The organism is Winogradskyella aquimaris (assembly GCF_042676105.1).
Classification (GTDB): domain Bacteria; phylum Bacteroidota; class Bacteroidia; order Flavobacteriales; family Flavobacteriaceae; genus Winogradskyella; species Winogradskyella aquimaris.
The window spans coordinates 879,222-900,090 of sequence record NZ_JBHTJQ010000016.1 but is presented as its reverse complement, the minus strand read 5'-3'; the positions used below and the strand labels follow the sequence as shown (position 1 = coordinate 900,090).

19 protein-coding genes are annotated in these 20,869 nt (G+C 34.6%); 3 read left to right on the top strand and 16 right to left on the bottom strand.

Annotated features, from left to right (window positions below):
* Window positions 1-145: 145 nt before the first annotated feature.
* The 3 genes from ACFQ1K_RS14060 to ACFQ1K_RS14050 all read right to left on the bottom strand — a co-directional run bounded on the left by ACFQ1K_RS14060 (window position 146) and on the right by ACFQ1K_RS14050 (window position 2,629).
* Complete coding sequence (locus tag ACFQ1K_RS14060) at window positions 146-1,240, bottom strand: hypothetical protein (RefSeq protein ID WP_320554118.1); 1,095 nt, start codon at window positions 1,238-1,240, stop codon at window positions 146-148.
* A gap of 62 nt (window positions 1,241-1,302) precedes the next feature.
* Complete coding sequence (locus ACFQ1K_RS14055) at window positions 1,303-2,079, bottom strand: hypothetical protein (RefSeq protein ID WP_320554119.1); 777 nt, start codon at window positions 2,077-2,079, stop codon at window positions 1,303-1,305.
* Complete coding sequence (locus ACFQ1K_RS14050; RefSeq protein WP_320554120.1) at window positions 2,066-2,629, bottom strand: RNA polymerase sigma factor; 564 nt, start codon at window positions 2,627-2,629, stop codon at window positions 2,066-2,068. The genes ACFQ1K_RS14055 and ACFQ1K_RS14050 overlap by 14 nt, the downstream gene beginning before the upstream one ends.
* 228 nt (window positions 2,630-2,857) lie before the next feature.
* Here ACFQ1K_RS14050 and ACFQ1K_RS14045 point away from each other — a divergent pair, with 228 nt between their 5' ends.
* Window positions 2,858-4,120: an aryl-sulfate sulfotransferase gene (locus tag ACFQ1K_RS14045; RefSeq protein ID WP_320554121.1), complete on the top strand. Its 1,263-nt coding sequence runs from the start codon at window positions 2,858-2,860 to the stop codon at window positions 4,118-4,120.
* Between the two features lies 1 nt (window position 4,121).
* Here ACFQ1K_RS14045 and ACFQ1K_RS14040 read toward each other — a convergent pair whose 3' ends face one another.
* Window positions 4,122-5,099 (bottom strand): polyprenyl synthetase family protein, encoded by a 978-nt coding sequence (locus tag ACFQ1K_RS14040; RefSeq protein WP_320554122.1) that lies wholly within the window; start codon window positions 5,097-5,099, stop codon window positions 4,122-4,124.
* 131 nt (window positions 5,100-5,230) lie between these two features.
* Here ACFQ1K_RS14040 and ACFQ1K_RS14035 point away from each other — a divergent pair, with 131 nt between their 5' ends.
* Window positions 5,231-6,889 carry a T9SS type A sorting domain-containing protein gene (locus ACFQ1K_RS14035; protein WP_320554123.1) on the top strand — a complete coding sequence of 553 codons (1,659 nt, stop codon included), beginning with the start codon at window positions 5,231-5,233 and terminating at the stop codon, window positions 6,887-6,889.
* A gap of 53 nt (window positions 6,890-6,942) precedes the next feature.
* Here ACFQ1K_RS14035 and rlmN read toward each other — a convergent pair whose 3' ends face one another.
* The 8 genes from rlmN to rsgA form a co-directional block, all read right to left on the bottom strand.
* A complete protein-coding gene (rlmN, locus tag ACFQ1K_RS14030) occupies window positions 6,943-7,983 on the bottom strand; it encodes a 23S rRNA (adenine(2503)-C(2))-methyltransferase RlmN (RefSeq protein ID WP_320554124.1) in 1,041 nt (346 codons plus the stop codon).
* Between the two features lie 110 nt (window positions 7,984-8,093).
* On the bottom strand, window positions 8,094-9,143 hold the full coding sequence (gene queA, locus ACFQ1K_RS14025; RefSeq protein ID WP_320554125.1) for a tRNA preQ1(34) S-adenosylmethionine ribosyltransferase-isomerase QueA: 1,050 nt from the start codon (window positions 9,141-9,143) through the stop codon (window positions 8,094-8,096).
* A 72-nt stretch (window positions 9,144-9,215) separates the two neighbouring features.
* Entirely contained in the window at window positions 9,216-10,445 is a 1,230-nt protein-coding gene (locus tag ACFQ1K_RS14020) for a 3-phosphoshikimate 1-carboxyvinyltransferase (RefSeq protein ID WP_320554126.1), read from the bottom strand.
* A gap of 31 nt (window positions 10,446-10,476) precedes the next feature.
* A complete protein-coding gene (locus ACFQ1K_RS14015; RefSeq protein WP_320554127.1) occupies window positions 10,477-10,803 on the bottom strand; it encodes a nucleotide pyrophosphohydrolase in 327 nt (108 codons plus the stop codon).
* Window positions 10,800-12,755, bottom strand: coding sequence for a transglutaminase domain-containing protein (locus ACFQ1K_RS14010; RefSeq protein ID WP_320554128.1), 1,956 nt, complete (start codon window positions 12,753-12,755; stop codon window positions 10,800-10,802). Before ACFQ1K_RS14010 ends, ACFQ1K_RS14015 begins: the two co-directional genes overlap by 4 nt.
* 5 nt (window positions 12,756-12,760) lie before the next feature.
* Complete coding sequence (locus tag ACFQ1K_RS14005) at window positions 12,761-14,671, bottom strand: DUF3857 domain-containing protein (RefSeq protein ID WP_320554129.1); 1,911 nt, start codon at window positions 14,669-14,671, stop codon at window positions 12,761-12,763.
* Window positions 14,672-14,790: 119 nt separating this feature from the next.
* Window positions 14,791-15,243: a D-aminoacyl-tRNA deacylase gene (dtd, locus tag ACFQ1K_RS14000; RefSeq protein WP_320554130.1), complete on the bottom strand. Its 453-nt coding sequence runs from the start codon at window positions 15,241-15,243 to the stop codon at window positions 14,791-14,793.
* Window positions 15,240-16,190: a ribosome small subunit-dependent GTPase A gene (gene rsgA, locus ACFQ1K_RS13995; protein ID WP_320554131.1), complete on the bottom strand. Its 951-nt coding sequence runs from the start codon at window positions 16,188-16,190 to the stop codon at window positions 15,240-15,242. Before rsgA ends, dtd begins: the two co-directional genes overlap by 4 nt.
* 79 nt (window positions 16,191-16,269) lie before the next feature.
* Here rsgA and ACFQ1K_RS13990 point away from each other — a divergent pair, with 79 nt between their 5' ends.
* Window positions 16,270-16,758: a hypothetical protein gene (locus ACFQ1K_RS13990; RefSeq protein ID WP_243470930.1), complete on the top strand. Its 489-nt coding sequence runs from the start codon at window positions 16,270-16,272 to the stop codon at window positions 16,756-16,758.
* Between the two features lie 52 nt (window positions 16,759-16,810).
* On the opposite strand, the gene ACFQ1K_RS13985 is transcribed toward ACFQ1K_RS13990, so the two are convergent.
* From ACFQ1K_RS13985 to ACFQ1K_RS13970, 4 genes are read right to left on the bottom strand one after another with little or no spacing between them, the layout of a single operon-like run.
* Window positions 16,811-17,893: a bifunctional 3-deoxy-7-phosphoheptulonate synthase/chorismate mutase type II gene (locus tag ACFQ1K_RS13985; protein WP_320554132.1), complete on the bottom strand. Its 1,083-nt coding sequence runs from the start codon at window positions 17,891-17,893 to the stop codon at window positions 16,811-16,813.
* A gap of 29 nt (window positions 17,894-17,922) precedes the next feature.
* Window positions 17,923-18,774: a prephenate dehydrogenase gene (locus ACFQ1K_RS13980; protein ID WP_320554133.1), complete on the bottom strand. Its 852-nt coding sequence runs from the start codon at window positions 18,772-18,774 to the stop codon at window positions 17,923-17,925.
* A gap of 5 nt (window positions 18,775-18,779) precedes the next feature.
* A complete protein-coding gene (locus tag ACFQ1K_RS13975) occupies window positions 18,780-19,922 on the bottom strand; it encodes a pyridoxal phosphate-dependent aminotransferase (protein ID WP_320554134.1) in 1,143 nt (380 codons plus the stop codon).
* A complete protein-coding gene (locus ACFQ1K_RS13970) occupies window positions 19,919-20,746 on the bottom strand; it encodes a prephenate dehydratase (protein ID WP_320554135.1) in 828 nt (275 codons plus the stop codon). Before ACFQ1K_RS13970 ends, ACFQ1K_RS13975 begins: the two co-directional genes overlap by 4 nt.
* Window positions 20,747-20,869: the final 123 nt, after the last annotated feature.

Here is a 20,869-nt window from a genome sequence, read left to right as displayed (position 1 = left end):
GCAATTTTGAATTTCTGCCTACGCAGAAATGACAAGCGTGTAAAATTAATATAATCTATTTGTTTTAAAAAAAGCTTTTCATACTAATTAAAAGCCCTAATCCATTTCTAGATTAGGGCTATTTAACACTCAAAAAATGATTGGTTTAATCCATATCAAACCTTAGTCCTAAAGATATATTGTTTTGGTCAAAAGCTTGATCTTTAAATAACGGGTTAAGATCATACTTTACATAAAGGGCTGTATCTCCCCAAGCTAAATAACCACTTAATCCATACACAAACTCATTGACTTCAAATCCGCCACGTTGTTTGTCTTTAATACGGTTACCATCTTCCTTATATTTTAGCTTTTGCATGCTACCTATATTAAGGCCCGCATAACCACCTAACCCTATTTTTAACTTGTTATGTGTTGAATACCTAAAGTAATCCCCTTTATCTATTTTTTTAGATGGTCCAAACTCTAAATGTACTGGAAATACAAGATTTGTAGTTCGAAATTTAGCTTTATTCAGTTCTACAGGAAATTCCTGAAGCGTGATTTCATCATTCGTGTTTACAAAGTACTGATTATCTTTTATATCCAATTTGTTCCATTGGAATGAGAATCCGTATTTTAATCTCCAAAAATTAGTGTTATCAAAAATCCGTGTTTTCCAGGCATAACCAAGTTCCATAAATCCAGAGCCACCAATCTTATAAGGTGAGTCGTCGAGATTCTGACCTTCAATAAGAGCATTGTTAAATCCTATCGCGAAGACCAAATCACTCGTAGTACGTCTGTCATATTTGCGAGGTTTATGCACTCTATTCTTTTTGCCAAAGAAAACAAACTCGTCCTCATAGTCTTCGTCACCACCAATTCTAATTACAAAAGATTCATTGTCGTCTGAAGAGTATATCGAGTCGTTTCGTTTTAAAAGCTCAATTTTGTTATCTATAATTGCTAATCTATTTTCAATATTGGCGGCTCTTTTTTCTGCAGCCTCCTTTTTTAACTCCTCTGCTTCCGCAGCAGTAATTTGCTTGGCATCTAGACGCTCGTTAATAGCTTCTATTTCTTGTTTTAAGAATTCTCGTTCCTCTTTTTCAATTTTAGCCTTTAAAGCTTCGAGACTTTCAATTTTGTAATCTACTGATGTCTTTTTGAGACTATCTACTTCCTTATTCTGTGCATGTGTCGTAGCAAATGTTAATGAGATAATGGCATAAACTACTAATCTTGTAATTGTGTTCATAACTGTTCGTTTTTTGATGATTTATAATTGTTTTATTTGATTCTTAATATTCTGCCCCTTATTTAATCATTGCGATGCGCTACTGCCGTTTTTACGGTTTGATATCCGTCTTTTAGTGCCTCGTATACCTTAGTTCTAAACGATTGCCCCATTTCTTCTTCTACATCTTCTAGTAGCAATTTTGCATCTACAGTTCTGTTGGCATCTTGCAATATCTTATCTTTAAAAAGTTCTTTACTAGCGACTTTTAAAAGTGAGTCTACCTCTCTATCTGTTGTGGCGGTATTCTCTGCATTTAAATCTTTAAGAGCCTGGGTAACTAACGTTTTATCTATTGCTGTTTCTTCTATTTTGGTTATCTGATTATTTTTTTTGGTATTGATATCTTCTGGCTGAGCCTCCTTTTTGTTTTTATTATTTGCCAATTGTGTTTTTGATTTTGTCTTAACGAGAGATTTGTAATCCATAATTTCAGGTTTATTTCCATTATCCTCCTGTTTTATGAGTGTTTTGTTATCCTCATTTTCAGACACCAACTCTACTGCATCATTATCTTTTAGTAATGGATATTCTAAAGTATTCGAGTTTTCTTTCACAGTCTCTTCAACAAGTTTTGGCTGATTTTCTACCTCAGAATTAGATCCAAAATTTTGTGTAAAAACAGCCAGCATCACAATTATGGCAGCAGCAATTCCCATCCACCAAAACCATGGATTTTTGGATTTTTTTTGATCAGCGTCTAAACGTTCAGACAGTTTAGCCCAACTCTCTGGTGAGGGTTGCAAGCTGCGCTTTTCCAGCTTGTCTTTTAATTGTTCTTCAAATTTAATTGGTGCCATAACTGCTGTTGTTTAATTCTGTTATCTTTTTCTGAAGCATTTGTCTAGCTTTGAACAATTGGGACTTTGATGTCCCCTCTGTGATGTTCAATAGCTCTGCAATTTCATAGTGCTTATAACCTTCGATAGCGTACATCACAAATACCATTTTATAACCGTCAGGTAGACTATCTATTAATTGCTGAATTTCAGCAACCTCGATATTAGATTTTATATTGTTGGTATAGTCTTGCTCTAGATAATCGTCCTCTGCAGCGAACTCAATGTGCTTTTGTTGTCTTAAAAACGAAATAGCTTCTCTTACCATAATACGTCTAACCCAACCTTCAAAACTTCCTTCCCCTTTAAATGTTTTGAGATGTTTAAAGACTTTAAAAAAGCCATTTAGCATAACCTCTTCTGCTTTGTGCACATCTTTAATATAGTATCTACAAACACTTAACATTTTTGGAGCGTGCAACTCATACAGTACATGTTGTGCGTCGCGGTGATTCTTCGCTGCCCTTTGTATAAGTTTAGTTTCGTTATTATGAAGTTGTATAACTTTCATCTAGTTGATTACGATTGCTCTTCTATTTGTATAGACGCAAATATCTTGCTAATGGTTGTCTGAAAGTTATAAAAAAATGAAAATTATTTTTAAATATCTGATTATATGTGATTTATGAATGAATCATAATCAAACTAAAAGTGCTACAATTCATCTAAGCTTGAATAAATAAAAGATTGAAATGTTTGCGCTTATCATTTATACTACTAATTTTACAAGAAAACCTCTATGAGATATTATATCTTTTTTTTATCAATTATTACAACTGTTTTTAGTTGTAAAAATGACGACAACCAAGTAAACGATCCTGTTATTCTTTCTGAAAATATCGAAGTGTATGAAGGTAATGCTATTGAAAATGGCTATGTACTCGCCATTGAAAATGGTGGTACCAATTCATATTTATTAAATAAGGAAGGGTTCAAAGTTTATGAGTGGACCTTTGAAGACAATCTAGGAAACGATATAGAAATTTTACCTAACGGTAAATTAGTTGGTATATTTAAGGTTGAAAATCCTGAAATTGCATTTGGTGGATCTGGTGGTATTATCAAAATATTAAACCCTGACGGAAGCACAGATTGGGAACTTCCATATGCTTCAGCAGATATGATATCGCATCATGACGTTGAAATGTTACCTAACGGCAATGTTCTTTTTATTGTTTGGGAACGCATTGACAGTGCCATTGCCGCCGAACAAGGAGTAAATACAACCACAACAGATATTTTTCCAGAGGTCTTAGTTGAAGTAAATCCAAGTACTAATGAAGTGGTTTGGGAATGGCATAGTTTTGACCACATTATTCAAGATCAATTTAGCAATTTACCAAATTATGGTGATGTAAGTGCTAATCCTCAATTAATTGATATTAATTATGACGTTGTTGATAATGGTGACATTATGCATGCCAATGGTATTGATTATGACGAAGAAAGAGATGTCATTTATTTAAGCGTTAATTTTTATAGTGAAGTTTGGGTTATAGATCATAGTACAACTTCTGAGCAAGCAGCTTCAAACTCTGGTGGCAACTACAATAAAGGTGGTGATTTACTATATAGATTTGGTAATCCAAGCGCATATAAAAATACAGTAGGTGAACGTATGTTTTTTAACAATCACTTTCCTAACTTATTGGAAGGTACTGAACCTGGTGCAGGAAATATACTTGTCTATGGAAACGGTGTAACCCAATCTACAGTTTTTGAATTAGACCTACCTGACACATTCACATTAACACCAAATACAAATAATGAACCCAATATAGTCTGGAGTTTTACTGATCCAGATTTATATTTTGGCAGAATATCTGGTGCTGTACGTTTACAAAATGGTAATACACTTATCGCGGAAGGAGATTATGGTTTTTGGGAAGTTACACCTAATAATGATGTTGTTTGGAAATACTATGGGCAAGGAATACGTTTTTGGAGATGTTATGGCTATTTACCTGACGATGAAGCCATAATCAACTTGGATATTTTTTAAATTACTTTTTTCTATCTATAACATAGTTTACCATTAACTTTAATGAAGCTTTAAAGGGAGATTCTGGGTAGTTGTGAAGTAAATCTAAAGCCTCTTGCTGAAAGTCTTTCATTTTCTTAACAGCGTAATCTAATCCGCCATTAGACTTGACAAAAGCGATGACTTCTTTAACGCGCTTTTTGTCCTTATTGTGATTTTTTACAGAATTAATCAACCAAGATTTTTCCTTTTTGGAACAGTTATTCAGCACATAAATTAAAGGCAAAGTCATTTTTTGCTCTTTTATATCTATACCTGTTGGTTTGCCTATTTTCTCCTCACCATAATCAAACAAATCATCCTTAATCTGAAATGCCATACCAATAAGCTCTCCAAACTTGCGCATGGTATCCACTTCTGGGGAATTTGGCTTAACCGATGCTGCGCCTAAACTACAACAAGCTGCAATTAATGTTGCTGTTTTCTGGCGAATAATATCGTAGTAAACTGCTTCTGTAATATCAAGCTGTCTGGCCTTTTCAATTTGAAGCAGCTCACCTTCACTCATTTCACGTACAGCAACAGATATAATTTTCAATAAATCAAAGTCATTATTATCAATAGAAAGTAAAAGTCCTTTTGACAACAGATAATCCCCGATTAAAACCGCAATCTTATTTTTCCAAAGCGCATTAATAGAGAAGAAGCCTCTGCGTCTGTTACTATCATCCACTACATCATCATGCACCAAGGTTGCGGTATGGATTAATTCTATAACCGAGGCCCCTCGGTAGGTGCGCTCGCTTACCTCTCCGTCATTAAGCATCTTAGCAACTAAAAACACAAACATAGGGCGCATTTGCTTCCCTTTTCGGTTAACAATATAATGGGTTATTCTATTAAGCAAGGCTACTTTACTAGCCATGGATAATTGAAACTTCTGCTCAAAGAGATCCATTTCATAGGCTATGGGTTGCTTAATTTGTTCAGTTATCTTCATTAATGCATTTAAAACTTTACGAAATTACGAATAAAGCCTGTTTTTATCATTAAAAATTGAATAATACAAAAATAACAAGTATGATAAACAAATATTTGTAACTTTAAGCAATTAATCTAAAAACAATCTTTATGAAAAAAATTACTTTATTAATGGCATTAGTCTTCTCCTCTGGTCTAATGTTTGCTCAAGTTTTATCTGAAGACTTTGAGGGAGGGTTATCATTACCCGCCGGATGGACCAATAATGAAATTGCACCCATGGGCGGTACTTGGAGTTTTGCAACAGGAGGTGAAGCCATAGGATATGTATCACCCAATACTATTTATTACGATAATGGTCTATTATTTGGTAACTATGCCGTCTTTGATAGTGACGGTCTTGGTAACGATATGACAGCAGAGGAAGCTGCACTAGAAAGCCCTGCTTTTGATGTATCTGGTGCTACAAATGTTATTTTATCTTTTAATCATTTTTTTACTGCTGGTTATGGCGGTCAAGGTTTTGTTGAAGTTTTCAATGGCACTACCTGGGTTCAAGTTGCTTCTTATTCGGGAGCTGACCCAAACGATTCCTCTTTTGGATTAGAAGAAATTAATATTTCTACTGAAGTAGCTGGTGTTTCTAATGCTCAGGTTCGTTTTAGATGGGTAGGCGACTGGTCGTGGGGCTGGGCTGTTGATAATATCGAAGTTAATGCACCAAGTTGTATTGACCCTTCTGGTTTTGCTGTTGGTCCAAATGGCGTTACTACCACAACCTTTGATATTGAGTGGACCGACGCTAATGGAGGTGGAACTGTTTTTGATATTGAGTGGGGTGTTGAAGGTTTTTTACCTGGACTAGGAAATATGGTAAATGATTTGGCAGCTACTAGCTATGAATTTACTGGTTTAACACCTGATACAGATTACGAATTTTATATCACTGCAAACTGTTCGGGCGGTAATGGTGACAGTAATCAAATTGGTCCTATTGGGTTTACTACCAACTACGATTGTTCTCTATATGGACTACCTTTCTCTGAAGATTTTTCTAATCAAAATGCGTTTAGTTCATGTTATGATATTGAAGATACTAATGCAGATAACACTTCATGGGGATATAACAATGGTAACGATTTTGATGGGGATGCCGTAAATGACCCTGTTGCACTAATTTTTCCGCCAAATCCGACGGTTGCCAAAGATGATTGGTTGTTCTTGCCTGTAGCTTTTGACGGAGTAGCAAATGCAGACTATGATTTGACGATAGTTTACAACGTTTTTGATAATCCGGTAGCTGGCAGTGAATCTTTTGACATAGTGGCTTTAGATAGTCCATCTTCATCAGCTGCAATGCAGACAGTAGTTGGATCGTACAGTGGTATTACTCAAGCTGGAGCTGGAGTTGCTGATCTACTGCCTAATGCTTACACAAGTACTGCCACATATACACCGGCATCTGATGGTGTTTTTTACTTTGGAATCCATGCTACTACACCTCAAGTTAGTAGTGCAATCATTACTGTTTTCAGTATAGATGTAAATGAAACCTTAGGTCTTAATGACTTTGAAAACAATAACTTTTCACACAGCTATAATAAAAACTTAGAAACATTAACTCTAGAGTCTTCTAATTTAGAAATGACTAATATTGAAATTTATTCCATATTAGGACAAAATGTAATTTCTAAGCCTTTATCTAACACTAGAGAGGTTATAGATGTTGCGTCATTAAATGATGGTGTTTACTTAGCAAAAGTATTTGCAGATGGTGGTTCCAAAACTATCAAATTTGTAAAGAATTAGGAAAACAGTTTTAATCATTCATAAAAAAAGCGGCTGATGCCGCTTTTTTTGTCCTATTTTTTATTGGCCAACTGACCACATGCCGCATCAATATCCTTTCCTCTACTACGTCTTACGGTTACCGTAATATTATTAGCTTCTAAAACCTGAACATACATATCTATGGCTTTGCTGTCTGCCTGTTGAAACTCACCATCATCAATAGGATTGTATTCAATAAGGTTTACTTTACTTGGAGCAAACTTGCAAAACTCTACTAAGGCATCTACGTCTTTGCGCTTGTCATTTATACCTTTCCAAACCACATACTCGTATGTAATTCTGTTTTTGGTTTTAGCATACCAGTATTCTAAAGCTTCTCTTAAGTCCTTTAAAGGAAATGTGGCATTAAATGGCATAATTGAAGTTCTAACTTCATCTATGGCAGAATGCAAGGATACCGCCAATTTAAACCTTACTTCATCGTCTGCCATTTTTTTAATCATTTTTGGTACTCCAGATGTAGATACCACTATACGCTTTGGAGACATCCCCAAACCTTCAGGTGATGTAATTTTATCAATGGCCTTAAGAACATTATTGTAATTCATTAATGGCTCTCCCATACCCATAAAAACAATATTGCTCAATGGGCGGTCGTGATACAATCTACTTTCATTATCAATTGCTACAACCTGATCATAAATTTCATCTGGATTGAGATTACGCATACGTTTTAATCTTGCTGTAGCACAGAATTTACAATCTAAGCTACAACCTACCTGAGAAGACACACAGGCCGTTGTGCGCGTTGGTGTTGGTATTAATACTGACTCTACAATTAAGTCGTCATGAAGTCTTACTGCATTTTTTATCGTGCCATCAGAGCTGCGTTGCATCTGGTCTACCTTGATATGATTAATGACAAAATTATCCTCTAGCATTTGACGTGTTTGTAAGGATATATTGGTCATATCTTCAAAACTATGGGCCGACTTTTGCCAAAGCCACTCGTATACCTGATTTCCTCTAAAAGCCTTATCTCCTTGCTTTACAAAAAAATCCCTGAGTTGCTCTTTGGTTAACGCTCTTATATCTTTTTTTTTCACTTCCATATATTACAAAAATAGGTATTTATAAATGTACCTGCTCTTTAAAAAAAAAGCCTCTACTTCATATTAAAATCTTCACGAGTAGAGGCTAAAATCTATAATTTATGATATCACTAGATGATTAACATGGCATCACCGTATGAATAAAATCTATATTTTTCCTTTACGGCTTCCTCGTAAGCATGTTTTACAAAATCATGGCCAGCAAAGGCTGAAATCATCATTAATAAGGTTGACTTTGGAGTATGAAAATTAGTAATCATACTATTAGCTATGCTAAAATCATAAGGCGGGAAAATGAATTTATTGGTCCAACCTTCGTAAGGATTTAATCTTCCGTTAGAAGATACTGAACTTTCTATTGTACGCATAGAGGTTGTACCAACCGCACATACACGCTTTTTGTTTTCAATACCTTTGTTTACAATATCAGCAGCACGTTGACTGATGATTATTTCTTCACTATCCATTTTGTGTTTGGACAAATCCTCTACTTCAACAGGATTAAAGGTCCCTAAACCGACGTGTAATGTTACCTCAGCCATCTCAACTCCTTTAATTTCTAAACGCTTTAATAAGTGCTTAGAAAAGTGTAAGCCGGCAGTTGGTGCCGCTACTGCACCTTCATTTTTGGCATATATGGTTTGGTAACGTTCTTCATCCTCTGGTTCAACATCTCTTTTGATGTATTTTGGAAGTGGTGTTTCCCCTAATTCCGTTAATTTTCTTCTAAAATCGTTATACGATCCATCATAAAGGAAACGAAGTGTACGCCCTCTAGAAGTGGTGTTGTCAATAACCTCAGCGACTAAAGTTTCGTCATCACCAAAATAAAGTTTATTACCAATTCTTATCTTACGTGCTGGATCTACCAATACATCCCAAAGACGTTGATCTTGATTTAATTCCCGAAGCAAGAACACTTCAATACGTGCACCTGTTTTTTCCTTGTTGCCATACAGCCTTGCTGGAAAAACCTTGGTGTTATTCATAATCATCACATCTCCCTCATCAAAATAATCAATAATATCTTTAAAAAGTTTATGTTCAATAGTTTGATTAGCTCTATCTAGAACCATTAAGCGCGATTCGTCTCTGTGTTCTGCAGGATGTTCGGCCAATAACTCTTCTGGTAGATTGAAGTTAAAATTTGATAATTTCATAGGTGATTACGTGTTTTTTTTGAAGTTGCAAATATACAATCTCAAAACAGGCCTTGTCAAGTAATTGACGGTTTATTTTATTTTGAAGCCTATACTAATCAAGTCATCCCAAAATTGGGGATAGGATTTGCTCACTACCTCCGCATCTAAAATTTGCAGTGTGGTCTTTAATCCCAAAGGTGCAAATGCCATTGCCATTCTGTGGTCGTTATAGGTGTTTACAGACACGTTATCATTTATAGATTTGGACCTACTTAGGTGCAGAGATTGGTCTGTAATTGTTACTTTACCGCCTAGTTTCTCTAACTCTGTTTTTAGTGCTACTAATCTATCTGTCTCCTTAATCTTTAAAGTATGTAGTCCCTTTAGAGAACATTCCAAACCAAGACCAAATGCTGTAACAGCAATTGTTTGAGCAATATCAGGAGCATTTCTTAAATCGAAATCTATGACTTCTTTATCTTTTACCTCGACCTCTTTTTTAAGACTTATAGAATCCTTTCGATGTCTAGTATTTACACCAAACGCTTTATATAATTCTGATAACACTGAATCCCCTTGTAACGAGTCCTTTTTATATGACGTCAAATTCAATTCAGTACCGACACCACTTAAGGCTACAATACTGTAGTAATAGGATGCTGAAGACCAGTCTGACTCCACTATAAATGTCTGACTTTTTAGATCTTTAGTTTGGGGGTTAACCGTTATTATGTTATTATCAAAATTGGTCGTTATGCCCAATTGACCTAATAAATGCAAGGTCATTTGTATGTAAGGAATAGAGGTTATTTTTCCTTCAAGAGTTAGTTCTATACCATTGTCTAATCTTGAAGCTATCAACAATAAAGCAGAAATATACTGACTACTGACGTTTGCCTTTAAAGTAACTTTTGATTTAGTTAACTTTTTACCTTTGATTCTTAGGGGTGGAAACCCTTTATTTTCCAAGTATTGGATATCGGCACCTAATTGCTTGAGAGCATCTACCAATATTCCTATGGGTCGCTCCTTCATTCTAGAAGAGCCCGTTAAGGTAATTTCACTTCCCTCTCGAATAGAGAAATAGGCCGTTAAAAAACGCATGGCCGTACCTGCATGATGAATATCGATGACATCCGCATTTGAAGCCAAAGCCTTTTGCATTAGTTCTGAATCGTCCGAATTGGAAAGATTGTTAATAGCTATCTCAGGATATAATGCTTTTAAAAGCAATAAACGATTAGATTCACTTTTAGATCCTGTAATTTCAATTTGAACCTGACGATTAGGAACTGAGGATTTTAAAATATGAATATCCATGCAAATAGGTATCTAATATTGAAAAACAAAACTACTTCAATTTTTCATTATTATGATGTCTGTCGTGATCACGTTGAGTCTTTTTATCCATCTTTTTATCAAAAGAGGCCTGCAAATCAATTCCTGTTTGGTTTGCTAAGCATAAGACCACAAAGACTACATCTGCCAGTTCCTCACCAAGATCCTTGTTTTTATCACTTTCCTTTTCACTTTGTTCACCATAGCGTCGAGCAATAATACGTGCAACCTCACCAACCTCTTCCGTCAGTTGAGCCATATTGGTAAGTTCATTAAAGTATCTTACACCATGCTCCTTGATCCAATTATCTACTTCTTTTTGTGCGTTTTTTATGTTCATGGTTCTGCTTTTACTAATACAATTTGCTCTTTTTGCTTATTGACCATTTGATTAAAAAACTCTTTCAAATAAGGGTAAGTTTCTGGTCCCATCATTGATTTATTTAATTCAACAGAAACTGTTAAATTTATATTGTTCCCCACAATTTTAGGAGAAAACAGAAATTCACCTAGATCTTCTGGTAGTTTTAAAATTAAAGACTCAGGGATAGATTCTGCAACATATCCCTCCGGAAAATTAATATTAATAATCTGTTTTTCTTTAACAGGATAGCCAAAATCTACTGGAAACTCTCTTTGTTCTAATTTAAAAGGATTTTCAAAGGTTTTTAAAAATAGATTTGGTTCTATATAGATTTTACCATCTAAAATATCAGCTGAAGATTCTTTATAAAATTCATAGGTCTCTGAAACATATCCCTCATAGGTATCTGCATTATTGACTTTATAGTTTGATATTTCAATATCGTTAAGTTGTTCTTCTTTTGTCGATAGGTAATTATCTAAATCTTGATCTTTAAAGCCTTTTCTAAAACTATATGCACTATGGTTTGTATATCTTGACATTACACTGCCTTCTAACCCACCTTCTTCATTTATTGTTGCATTTACCATGTACTGAGTAATACCAGGATCTGGATTTTTAATCCCAACTTTTCTCCATACCATGTTATTATTGTCAATTAAAACCCCCTGCCAATTATAGTCTTTTATCGGTAATAAATTAATATCACTAAACTCGTCGGTAGCATCCAAAAAATATTCCTGGTCATTTAAAACTACATAGGCGATTACATAATTTAGCCTATCCACCGTTGGAAAATATGGCACTAGATTTTCCTTTGTACTAATGACTACCGGATTGGCATCTATACCGGCATATCTGAGCATAGCTACAAGTGTTAGATTAATATCACCTGCATTACCCTTTTTCTCATTTAGTGCCTTTTTTATTCCTTTTTGAAAGTATTTGCCATCTATTCCATTCCAACTAATTTGTTCTTTGAGATACTTAAAAATAGCCTTCATTTTATTTTTGGCATCTGGATGTTCTGCGATTATGATATCCAACGAATCATCAAACGACCTTGTTTTATCTAACTCATTTCTATAATCATCTGAACTTCCAATGGTTTGAGCAACATCTTTCCAAGAGGTTGAGTAATATCTTGTTCTTTGACCTGGCACCAATATAGAGGTTAGTTCAAAGAGTACGCCTGCTCTATAATTATTAATATTGTTAACGTAACTTTCATCCTTTAAAGCAGGCACATCCTCTAAAGTATAATTAAGTACATCTACGGTCATATTCATGCGAACGTCCCTTTTTCTAGACCGCTCTGGATAAAACGAAATATGGCCTTTATTTTTAGTATTAAAATTATAGCCGTCTGGTGTTCTCAGTTCGGCTTCGATCTTCTTGATTGGAATATCGTACTGAAACCTGAACTCTTCTATATTGAAATAAAAAGGCGATGTAATCTTATAGGATATATCCAATACAGATCCTTCCTTAACATTTGGCATTGTAAACTTAACTTGATTGTAATTATAGCTGTATTCACTTTTAAATATCTGATCCTTATCAAGCTCCGTTTTCTTTATTTTGCTCCCCTCTAAATTGAAAGTGTAAGCTTTAATTTTACTTACCTTGTTTTTTGTTCCACGACTCTTAAATAAATTAAAAGTTACTGTGGCTTTATCAAATCCTTCTTTATTATATACTTTGATTCGTTCATGAATTTCTGTCACCAACTCTACTGAAGAAACTGTAGAACTAAAATATGTTTTTTGATTTCTGTAAAGTATTGCTGCATTAGCGGAAGAGTCCTTTTCATAAAACTTTTCATTAAGTTCTTCTTGAGATACTTTTCCGAACTTAACTTCTTGAGTTATGGATTTTTGAATAAATACTAGGCTGAAAGTAAAAACTAAAATTAGGTTTTTGGTCATGATTTTTAAATTGCTTTTAATACGATTTTTGAGTTATCCCATTTTTTTATATCCTTCATAAAATCTCTGAAGGACTTATAGGCTGAATTTGGGTATTCACCTCTTTTGATAAATAATTTCCTTTTATATGTAATTGTATTGCCCTCCTGTTTTATTTGAAAAGAGTACTCACCAAAATCGTTCTTAACAGATACATTATCTGGTAACGCTTCTACTTCAAATTTAGACGGTATTATAATGCTATATTCATCCTGATCTAAATAGCCCCTGGAAATTTGCACAGATTGTTTTCTACTTCTGTATCTACTCGGCACATAAGTATTTATATTAAACATATTTGGCACCAATAAAAACTTATCACCAATCACTGTAATATAATTATCAGTAACGATATCTAATTTTTCAGTAAACTCAGCGATGTTTTTATTATTGATAAAACTGTAATCTTGGATTTGTAGATTATTTATATTATCCCAATTTCTTTTGTAAAAAAGCTTAACATCTCTATCATCCTGTCTTTCAATACCAAATCTATTGTCATATTGTAGACCCTTAGTTTTTCTAACAATTTGTGATTTTAGACCACCATTTGAATCAATAATAATTTTGGCCATTGTATTTTGCGTGTTCAAGCTGTCTACATAAACCTTTGTTCTAATGATTTCGCTTTTATCGGGTTTTACAACCAAGACATTCCTATTATCCGTGAAGTCTCCAATAAAGTTAAACGGATATAATTGACTTGTACAATCTACCCACATTAATTCTTCATTATTCTTCTCTGGGATAGCCAGGATAATATGATTTCCCTGCTCTAAAGATGCAAAATCATCCTCTAAGTCTACGATATCCCTTCCAGCTTCAACGATACAGTAGTAGGACGGTACACCAGCAATTTCAAGTAATGACTGCGCATAATTTGTAAGACCTTTACAGTCACCATACTTTAGTTCATCGACTTCCATAGCGGGTATGGGTTGTACACCACCAATACCAACCTGAACACTTATATATCTTGTATTCTCTTGAACAAATTCGAACACTTTTTTTGCTTTTTCAACAGGGTCATCTATGCCAGATGTCAAATTTTTGATCTCTTGCTTCGTTTTTTCTGAAACGGCTTGCCTATCTCTCAACAAGGCATCATTAATCCAAGCCCCAAACTCCTCCCAATTTTTGGCCTTCCCCTTAACACCATAAAATTGAAAATTTTCAACCGCAACCATGAGCTGTGGTGTTATTTTTGAAAATGAAGGACCAAAATCTTCATATAAGACTGGCTTTACATTTTGTATACTATAGTCTAAAGTATTCTCAGTATTAGAACCTTTTAAATTATATCCTTTGAAGTATTTTTCCTTATATCTCAAACCCAAGCCTACTTTATCTTGAAACGTGTAAGTTGCATTTTCTACACTCACATAATAGGTTGGTATGGGTCTCCAAGTTGGTATAGCAGCAGTATTTGATGTGATTGTTTTGCAATAAAACTCAACGGTATAAGGATAAGTAGGAGACGAATAGCCCATAAACATAACCCTAGAATCCGAATATAAGGTTCCACCATCAACAGCACTATGATCTGCGAAATCTCTCTTTTTAAATTTCTCTATTTCATTACCGTTTGCATCATAAACTTTAGCTAAAATTTCTTCAATCTCTCTATAGTTATCATAGCCTTGGCCAGCTTGTATAGCGGATATTCCATTTTCATTTAAAACGGTTACAATTCGCTTTTCAACAATATGCACTTCGTCTTCTTCTTCAATAGACACATCTACCGAATAATACCTGACGACTGCATTTGCTTTAACTTTTAATTCAGTTGGAATAGAACTCGATTTGTATAACTCTTTTGATTGTGAAAAGGCAGCAATAGTGAATAAAAGAACAATCGCTGAGGTAAGATAATTCATGTAGGATAATAATTGATTTAGTTTGGCTGCACAATATAAAGAGTTCTATCAGCGTATCAAACATTTTCTGTATTAATTTCCTTACATCAATGTAATATTCGTTAAAATGTATGTACAGGCTATTCTCTGTTTTTGGAATCTATGATTATAGTAACCGGACCATCGTTTACCAAATGCACCTTCATATCTGCACCAAACTCACCTGTTTGAATTGCCTTACCTAAACTATCTTGTAATGTTTTTACGAAATTCTGATATAATGGAATCGCTATATCTGGTTTAGCGGCCTGAATATAACTAGGTCTATTTCCTTTTTTGGTATTTGCATGCAAGGTAAACTGACTAACAACTATGACCTCTCCATCAATATCTAACAAGGATTTATTCATGATGTCATTTTCATCAGGAAAAATGCGAAGATTTACAATTTTGTTGCATAACCAATCTATATCTTCTTGTGTATCTTCGTTTACAATTCCCAACAATACCAAAAGACCTTTTCCTATCGATGCTACTGCGTTGTTGTTAATAACTACTGAAGATTCTTTGACGCGTTGTATGACTATTTTCATTCCTTATCCCAATTATCAGTTCTGTAGGTTTCCTCTTCACCTTCTAAAATCTGAAGATAACTTCGATACCTAGAATAAGACACCTCATCATTTTCTAGAGCTTCCTTAACCGCACATTTTGGTTCTTTTAAATGCAGACAATTATTGAATTTACAGTCTTGCTTTAATGCAAAAAATTCTGGGAAGTAATCTCCTACTTCTTCCTTTTCCATATCCACCACTCCAAAACCCTTTATTCCGGGTGTATCTATGATTTTAGCATCAAAACTTAAATCAAACATTTCGGCAAAGGTGGTCGTATGCTGACCCTGCATATGTTGCTCGGATATTTCTTTAGTTTTAAGCTCTAAAGACGGTTCTATAGCATTAACCAATGTAGATTTTCCAACACCAGAATGCCCGGAAAACATACTCACTTTACCCTCCATCATTGCTTTTACCTTGTCAATATGATATCCTGTAGCTGCAGATATTTCAATACACTCATACCCAATTGACCTGTAGATACTTTCTAGATATTTAACTTCGTGTAACTTTTCGTCATCATAAGTATCTATTTTGTTGAATAATAGAATAGGTTTAACAGAATACGCTTCGGCTGTTACTAGAAATCGATCAATAAAACTTGTAAAAGTAGGTGGATTATCTATGGTTATCAATAAAAACACCTGATCAATATTAGCAGCAATTATATGGGTTTGCTTAGAAAGATTTACAGATTTACGTACTATATAGTTAATACGTTCCTCGATACGATGAATGACACCAGTTTCTGTATTGTTCTTCGTTTCAAGCTCAAACTGTACTTTATCACCAACGGCTATTGGGTTTGTACTTTTAATGCCTTCAAGTCTAAATCTGCCCTTAATTCTGCACTCATAGAATTTACCGTTCATTGTTTTAACGGTATACCAACTTCCAGTAGATTTATAAACTGTTCCTGTCATTCAACAATTAAATAATAACAAAGTAACAACTTTTCATTAGAAAAGTCTTTACTTTTATAGATAATCAAAACTTAACACAATGAAAAAAAATTTCTTACTAGCATTAGCCATTATTGTAGGCTTTATTTCGTTTTCTTTCATTAATAAAGAAAACACAAAAGACGAAAAACCAACAAACCAAGTTGAGTACAAAGTAATTACCAGTGTAGAATCTATTGTTCCTAATGGATTGGGACGTTCTAGACTTATATCTTCTAATGTTGATAGAGATTATTCTGAATTCACCTCCGAACAAACCGAAGAAGACAAAACAAGAAACAAATCGAAACGAAAAGATATTCGTGTTAAAGATTTTGAGGAAACCAAACTCCTTAACTTTTATAATTTAGGTGGAATTCGTTTCCAAAACATTGTGGCTAACGATGCCCTTGTTGCTTCTAAATTAACTGCAATGGGTAGCGAAGGCTGGGAACTTGTTTTTGTAGCTAGCTCTTCTGAAAGTGATGCTGGAAAAGATGATGGGCAAGGTATTTTTGTAACCAGATATATCTTTAAAAGAAACTTATAATTTCAGTATTATATCAAAAAGGCTCACAATTGTGAGCCTTTTTGATATAGATTTAGCGATTAATTATCTCTTCTTGATGGTTAATTGATTCTTGATGAATAGCTTTAAACATTCTCAGTATAAATTCTTCACTTAAATTCTTCTCCTCACCTTCAAGAATCATTTTACCCAAAATTTCATTCCAACGCTTATTTTGAAGCACTGCAACATTATATTTCTTTTTTAAGGCACCGATATCATCAGCAACTTGCATGCGCTTACCCAAAATTTCGATTAGCTGATGATCTATGACATCAATTTTGGTTCTTAGTGTATTTATTTTGTTTTTAAACTCTGCTGCTTCGCCCACTTCTTTTCTAATACGCAAATCTTCAGTATATTTAATTAGGGTTTCTGGAGTAATTTGTTGAGCGGCATCACTCCAAGCATTATCGGGATCGTGGTGTGTTTCTATCATCAAGCCATCATAATTAAGATCTAATGCGGTCTGACTTAAATCGAAAATGATATCTCTACGTCCTGCAATATGCGAAGGGTCTAAAATTAAAGGTAGATCTGGAAAACGGTTTTGTAAATCTACCGCAATCTGCCATTCCGGATTATTTCTGTAACGCGTTTTTTCATAGGTTGAAAACCCTCTGTGGATGACTCCTAAATTTTTTATATCTGCCGTATGAAAACGCTCTACTGCACCTAACCATAATGATAAATCAGGATTCACAGGGTTTTTAATCAATACAGGTTTATCAGTTCCCTTTAAAGCGTCCGCAATATCTTGAACTATAAACGGGCTAACCGTTGTACGTGCTCCAATCCAAAGGATATCGATATCGTGCTTCAAGGCTAATTCAACGTGATTCGCATTAGCTACTTCTGTAGTAATAAGCATACCTGTTTCTTCCTTTGCCTTTTGAAGCCATTTTAATCCCAAAGCACCAACACCTTCAAAATTTCCTGGACGAGTCCTCGGTTTCCATATACCTGCTCTAAAAACAGTAGCATCACTATCTTTTAATTGATGTGCTATCTTTAAAACTTGATCTTCTGTTTCTGCACTGCAAGGCCCTGCAATCACTAATGGATGCTCCAAATTAAATGCATCTAACCAGTTCCTTAACTCTTTTTTGTTTTCCATTTTTCTATTTTTCTTCTTTTTCTAAATTTTTATTGTATTCCATTTAATATATCCTTGATGTGATTAGTAGTTTCCATTTCCTTAAAAACCGCATCAAAATTATCCTCTTGCATTAATTTCTTAAAATGTTTGAGGTTGTTTATATACTCGTCTAATGTTTCTATAACATTAGTTTTATTTTGCTTAAAAATAGGAGTCCACATCGCTGGTGAACTTTTTGCGAGTCTAACTGTACTGGCAAAACCACTGCCTGCCATATCAAATATATCGCGCTCATTCTTTTCTTTCTCAATTACCGTTTTTCCCAACATAAATGAGCTTATGTGAGATAAATGTGATACATAAGCAATGTGTTTGTCATGGGCTTTAGGGTTCATGTATCGTATACGCATGCCCAAAGCCGTAAACAGCTCCAATGCTTTTTCCTGAAGCTTAAAAGCTGTTTCTTCGACTTCACAAATGATATTGGTTTTGTTTTTAAACAGTCCGCAAACTGCTGCTTCAGGACCAGAAAACTCAGTACCAGCAATAGGGTGTGCTGCTATAAAGTTTCTGCGCTTTGGGTGATTTTTAACCTTGAGACAGATTTCTTCTTTTGTAGAACCTGCATCAAACACTATGGCTTCGTCTGAAACAAGATCTAATACTTTTGGCAAAACCTCTAAGGTCGCATCTACAGGAATAGCCACAATAACAACATCGGCTTGGTTTAAATCATCTAACATTGCCTTTTTATCAATGATGCCAAGAGATTTTGCTTTATCTAAATGTGCTTCACTTTTATCTACACCATAGATAACACAATCTAGGTATTGCCTTTTGATATCCAAGGCAAAACTACCACCGATTAACCCTATTCCTATGACAAAAATATGCTTCATTCCTTTCAAATTCTCGCTATCGCTTGCTTTATTATTTCTTCTGTAGAACATAATGAAAAACGCACGTAGCCTTCGCCATTACTTCCAAAAACTGTTCCGGGTGTTATGAATATAGAATGCTCTTTTAAAACTAAATCCGTAAACTCTTCAGACTTTAAATGTGGCGGTAATTTTGCCCAAACAAACATGCCTGTAGCATATTCATCATAAGTACAGTTTAAAGCCTCTGCCAATTTCCAGATAAGTTCACGTCTTTGTTCGTAAACGCTATTTAAACTTACAAACCACATATCTGAGCATTTTAAGGCTTCAATAGCCCCTTTTTGAATACCGTAAAACATGCCAGAATCCATATTACTCTTTACTTTTAAAACAGCACTGAGGTGTTCGTATCTACCAACCAACATACCCACGCGCCAACCAGCCATATTAAAGGTCTTACTAAATGAATTTAATTCTAAACACACCTCTTTTGCGTAGTTGTAACGCATGATGCTTATTGGTTTTTTGTTTAAAACAAAGCTGTATGGATTATCGTTTACGATTAAAATATTATGACGCCTTCCAAAGGCTATCACTTCATCATAAAACTTGTTTGGTGCATTGGCTCCTGTAGGCATATGCGGATAGTTTATCCACATAATTTTAACCTTGCTTAAGTCCAAGCGCTCTAAAGCAATAAAATCTGGCAACCAATGATGCTCTTCAGTTAAATCATAAAAAACAGGTTTTGCCTCCAATAATTTTGTGACTGCAGAATAGGTTGGATATCCGGGATTTGGAATCAAAACTTCATCTCCTGGATTTAAGAAAGACATAGAGATATGCATAATACCTTCTTTACTTCCCAAAAGAGGCAACACTTCCGTCTGACCACTTATATTAACTTGGTATCGTTTTTTGTAAAAATTAGCTATCTCTTCTCTTAGTTCTGGCAGACCTTGGTAACTCTGATATTTGTTAGCTCCTTCTTCATCTAAGCTGTCCTTTAGAATCATGGTCGACTTAAAAGGTGGTTCTAAATCTGGACTGCCCACTCCAAGATTAATAATGTCCTTTCCCTGAGATTTCAAAAAAGCAACCTCTCTTAACTTTTTAGAAAAGTAGTATTCCTCGACTTGTTTTAAACGGTTGGCTACTTCAATCATGTTTTTGCATTTTTATATTCACCTAACACTTTAAAATTCTGAGCCATAATCTCCATGATGGCTTGTGCTTTTTCATAATCCTCGTAATTATTAAAAGTAACGTCTACAAAAAAAGCATACTTCCATGGTGTATTAATTTTTGGCAAGGATTGTATCTTAGTTAGGTTCAGTTTACAATCACTCATCACATTAAGTATGGTTGCTAAGCTACCACGTTTATGGTCTAATTCAAACTTTAGAGACGCCTTATTTATTCCTTTTTTGTCAAGATTTTCATTCTCTCGCATTACAATGGCAAAACGTGTTTCGTTATGCTTTATGGTTTGAATGCTCTCTGCCAAAATATTCAGTTGGTACAAACGTGCCGCGCTTTTACTCGCTATGGCTGCAATACCTTCTATTTGATGTTCTGCAATCTGTTTGGCAACATCTGCTGTGTCTTTAGCTTCTACCAACTTAATTTGCGGATAATCTTTAAAAAATGTTTTGCATTGTAGCAAGGCCATTGGGTGTGAATGCACTTCTCTTATGGTATCTATTCCCTTACCTTCCAATGCCAGTAAATTATGCTGAATATCTAGATAGTACTCACCTACAATACTTAAATTATGATTATCTATTAATGCATAATTAGGTATGATGGAGCCTGCTATAGAGTTTTCCAATGCCATCACTATAGTATCCGTACTCTTTTTCAAAAGGCTTTCTACAGCAGTATCAAATGACATACACTCTATGACATCTGCTTCATTGTTAAAATACTTTTGAGCCACTTCGTGATGAAATGACCCTCTTATTCCCTGTATGGCTATTGGTTTTCTCATAACAAAAAAAGTCTCGAATAAATCGAGACTTTTTAAACTTATATTTTACAACTAAAACATACTAAGCCTCGTTTCTTTCGTTAAAAAAGAAATAAAACCAGTTGTAATATGTTCTTGTTGATT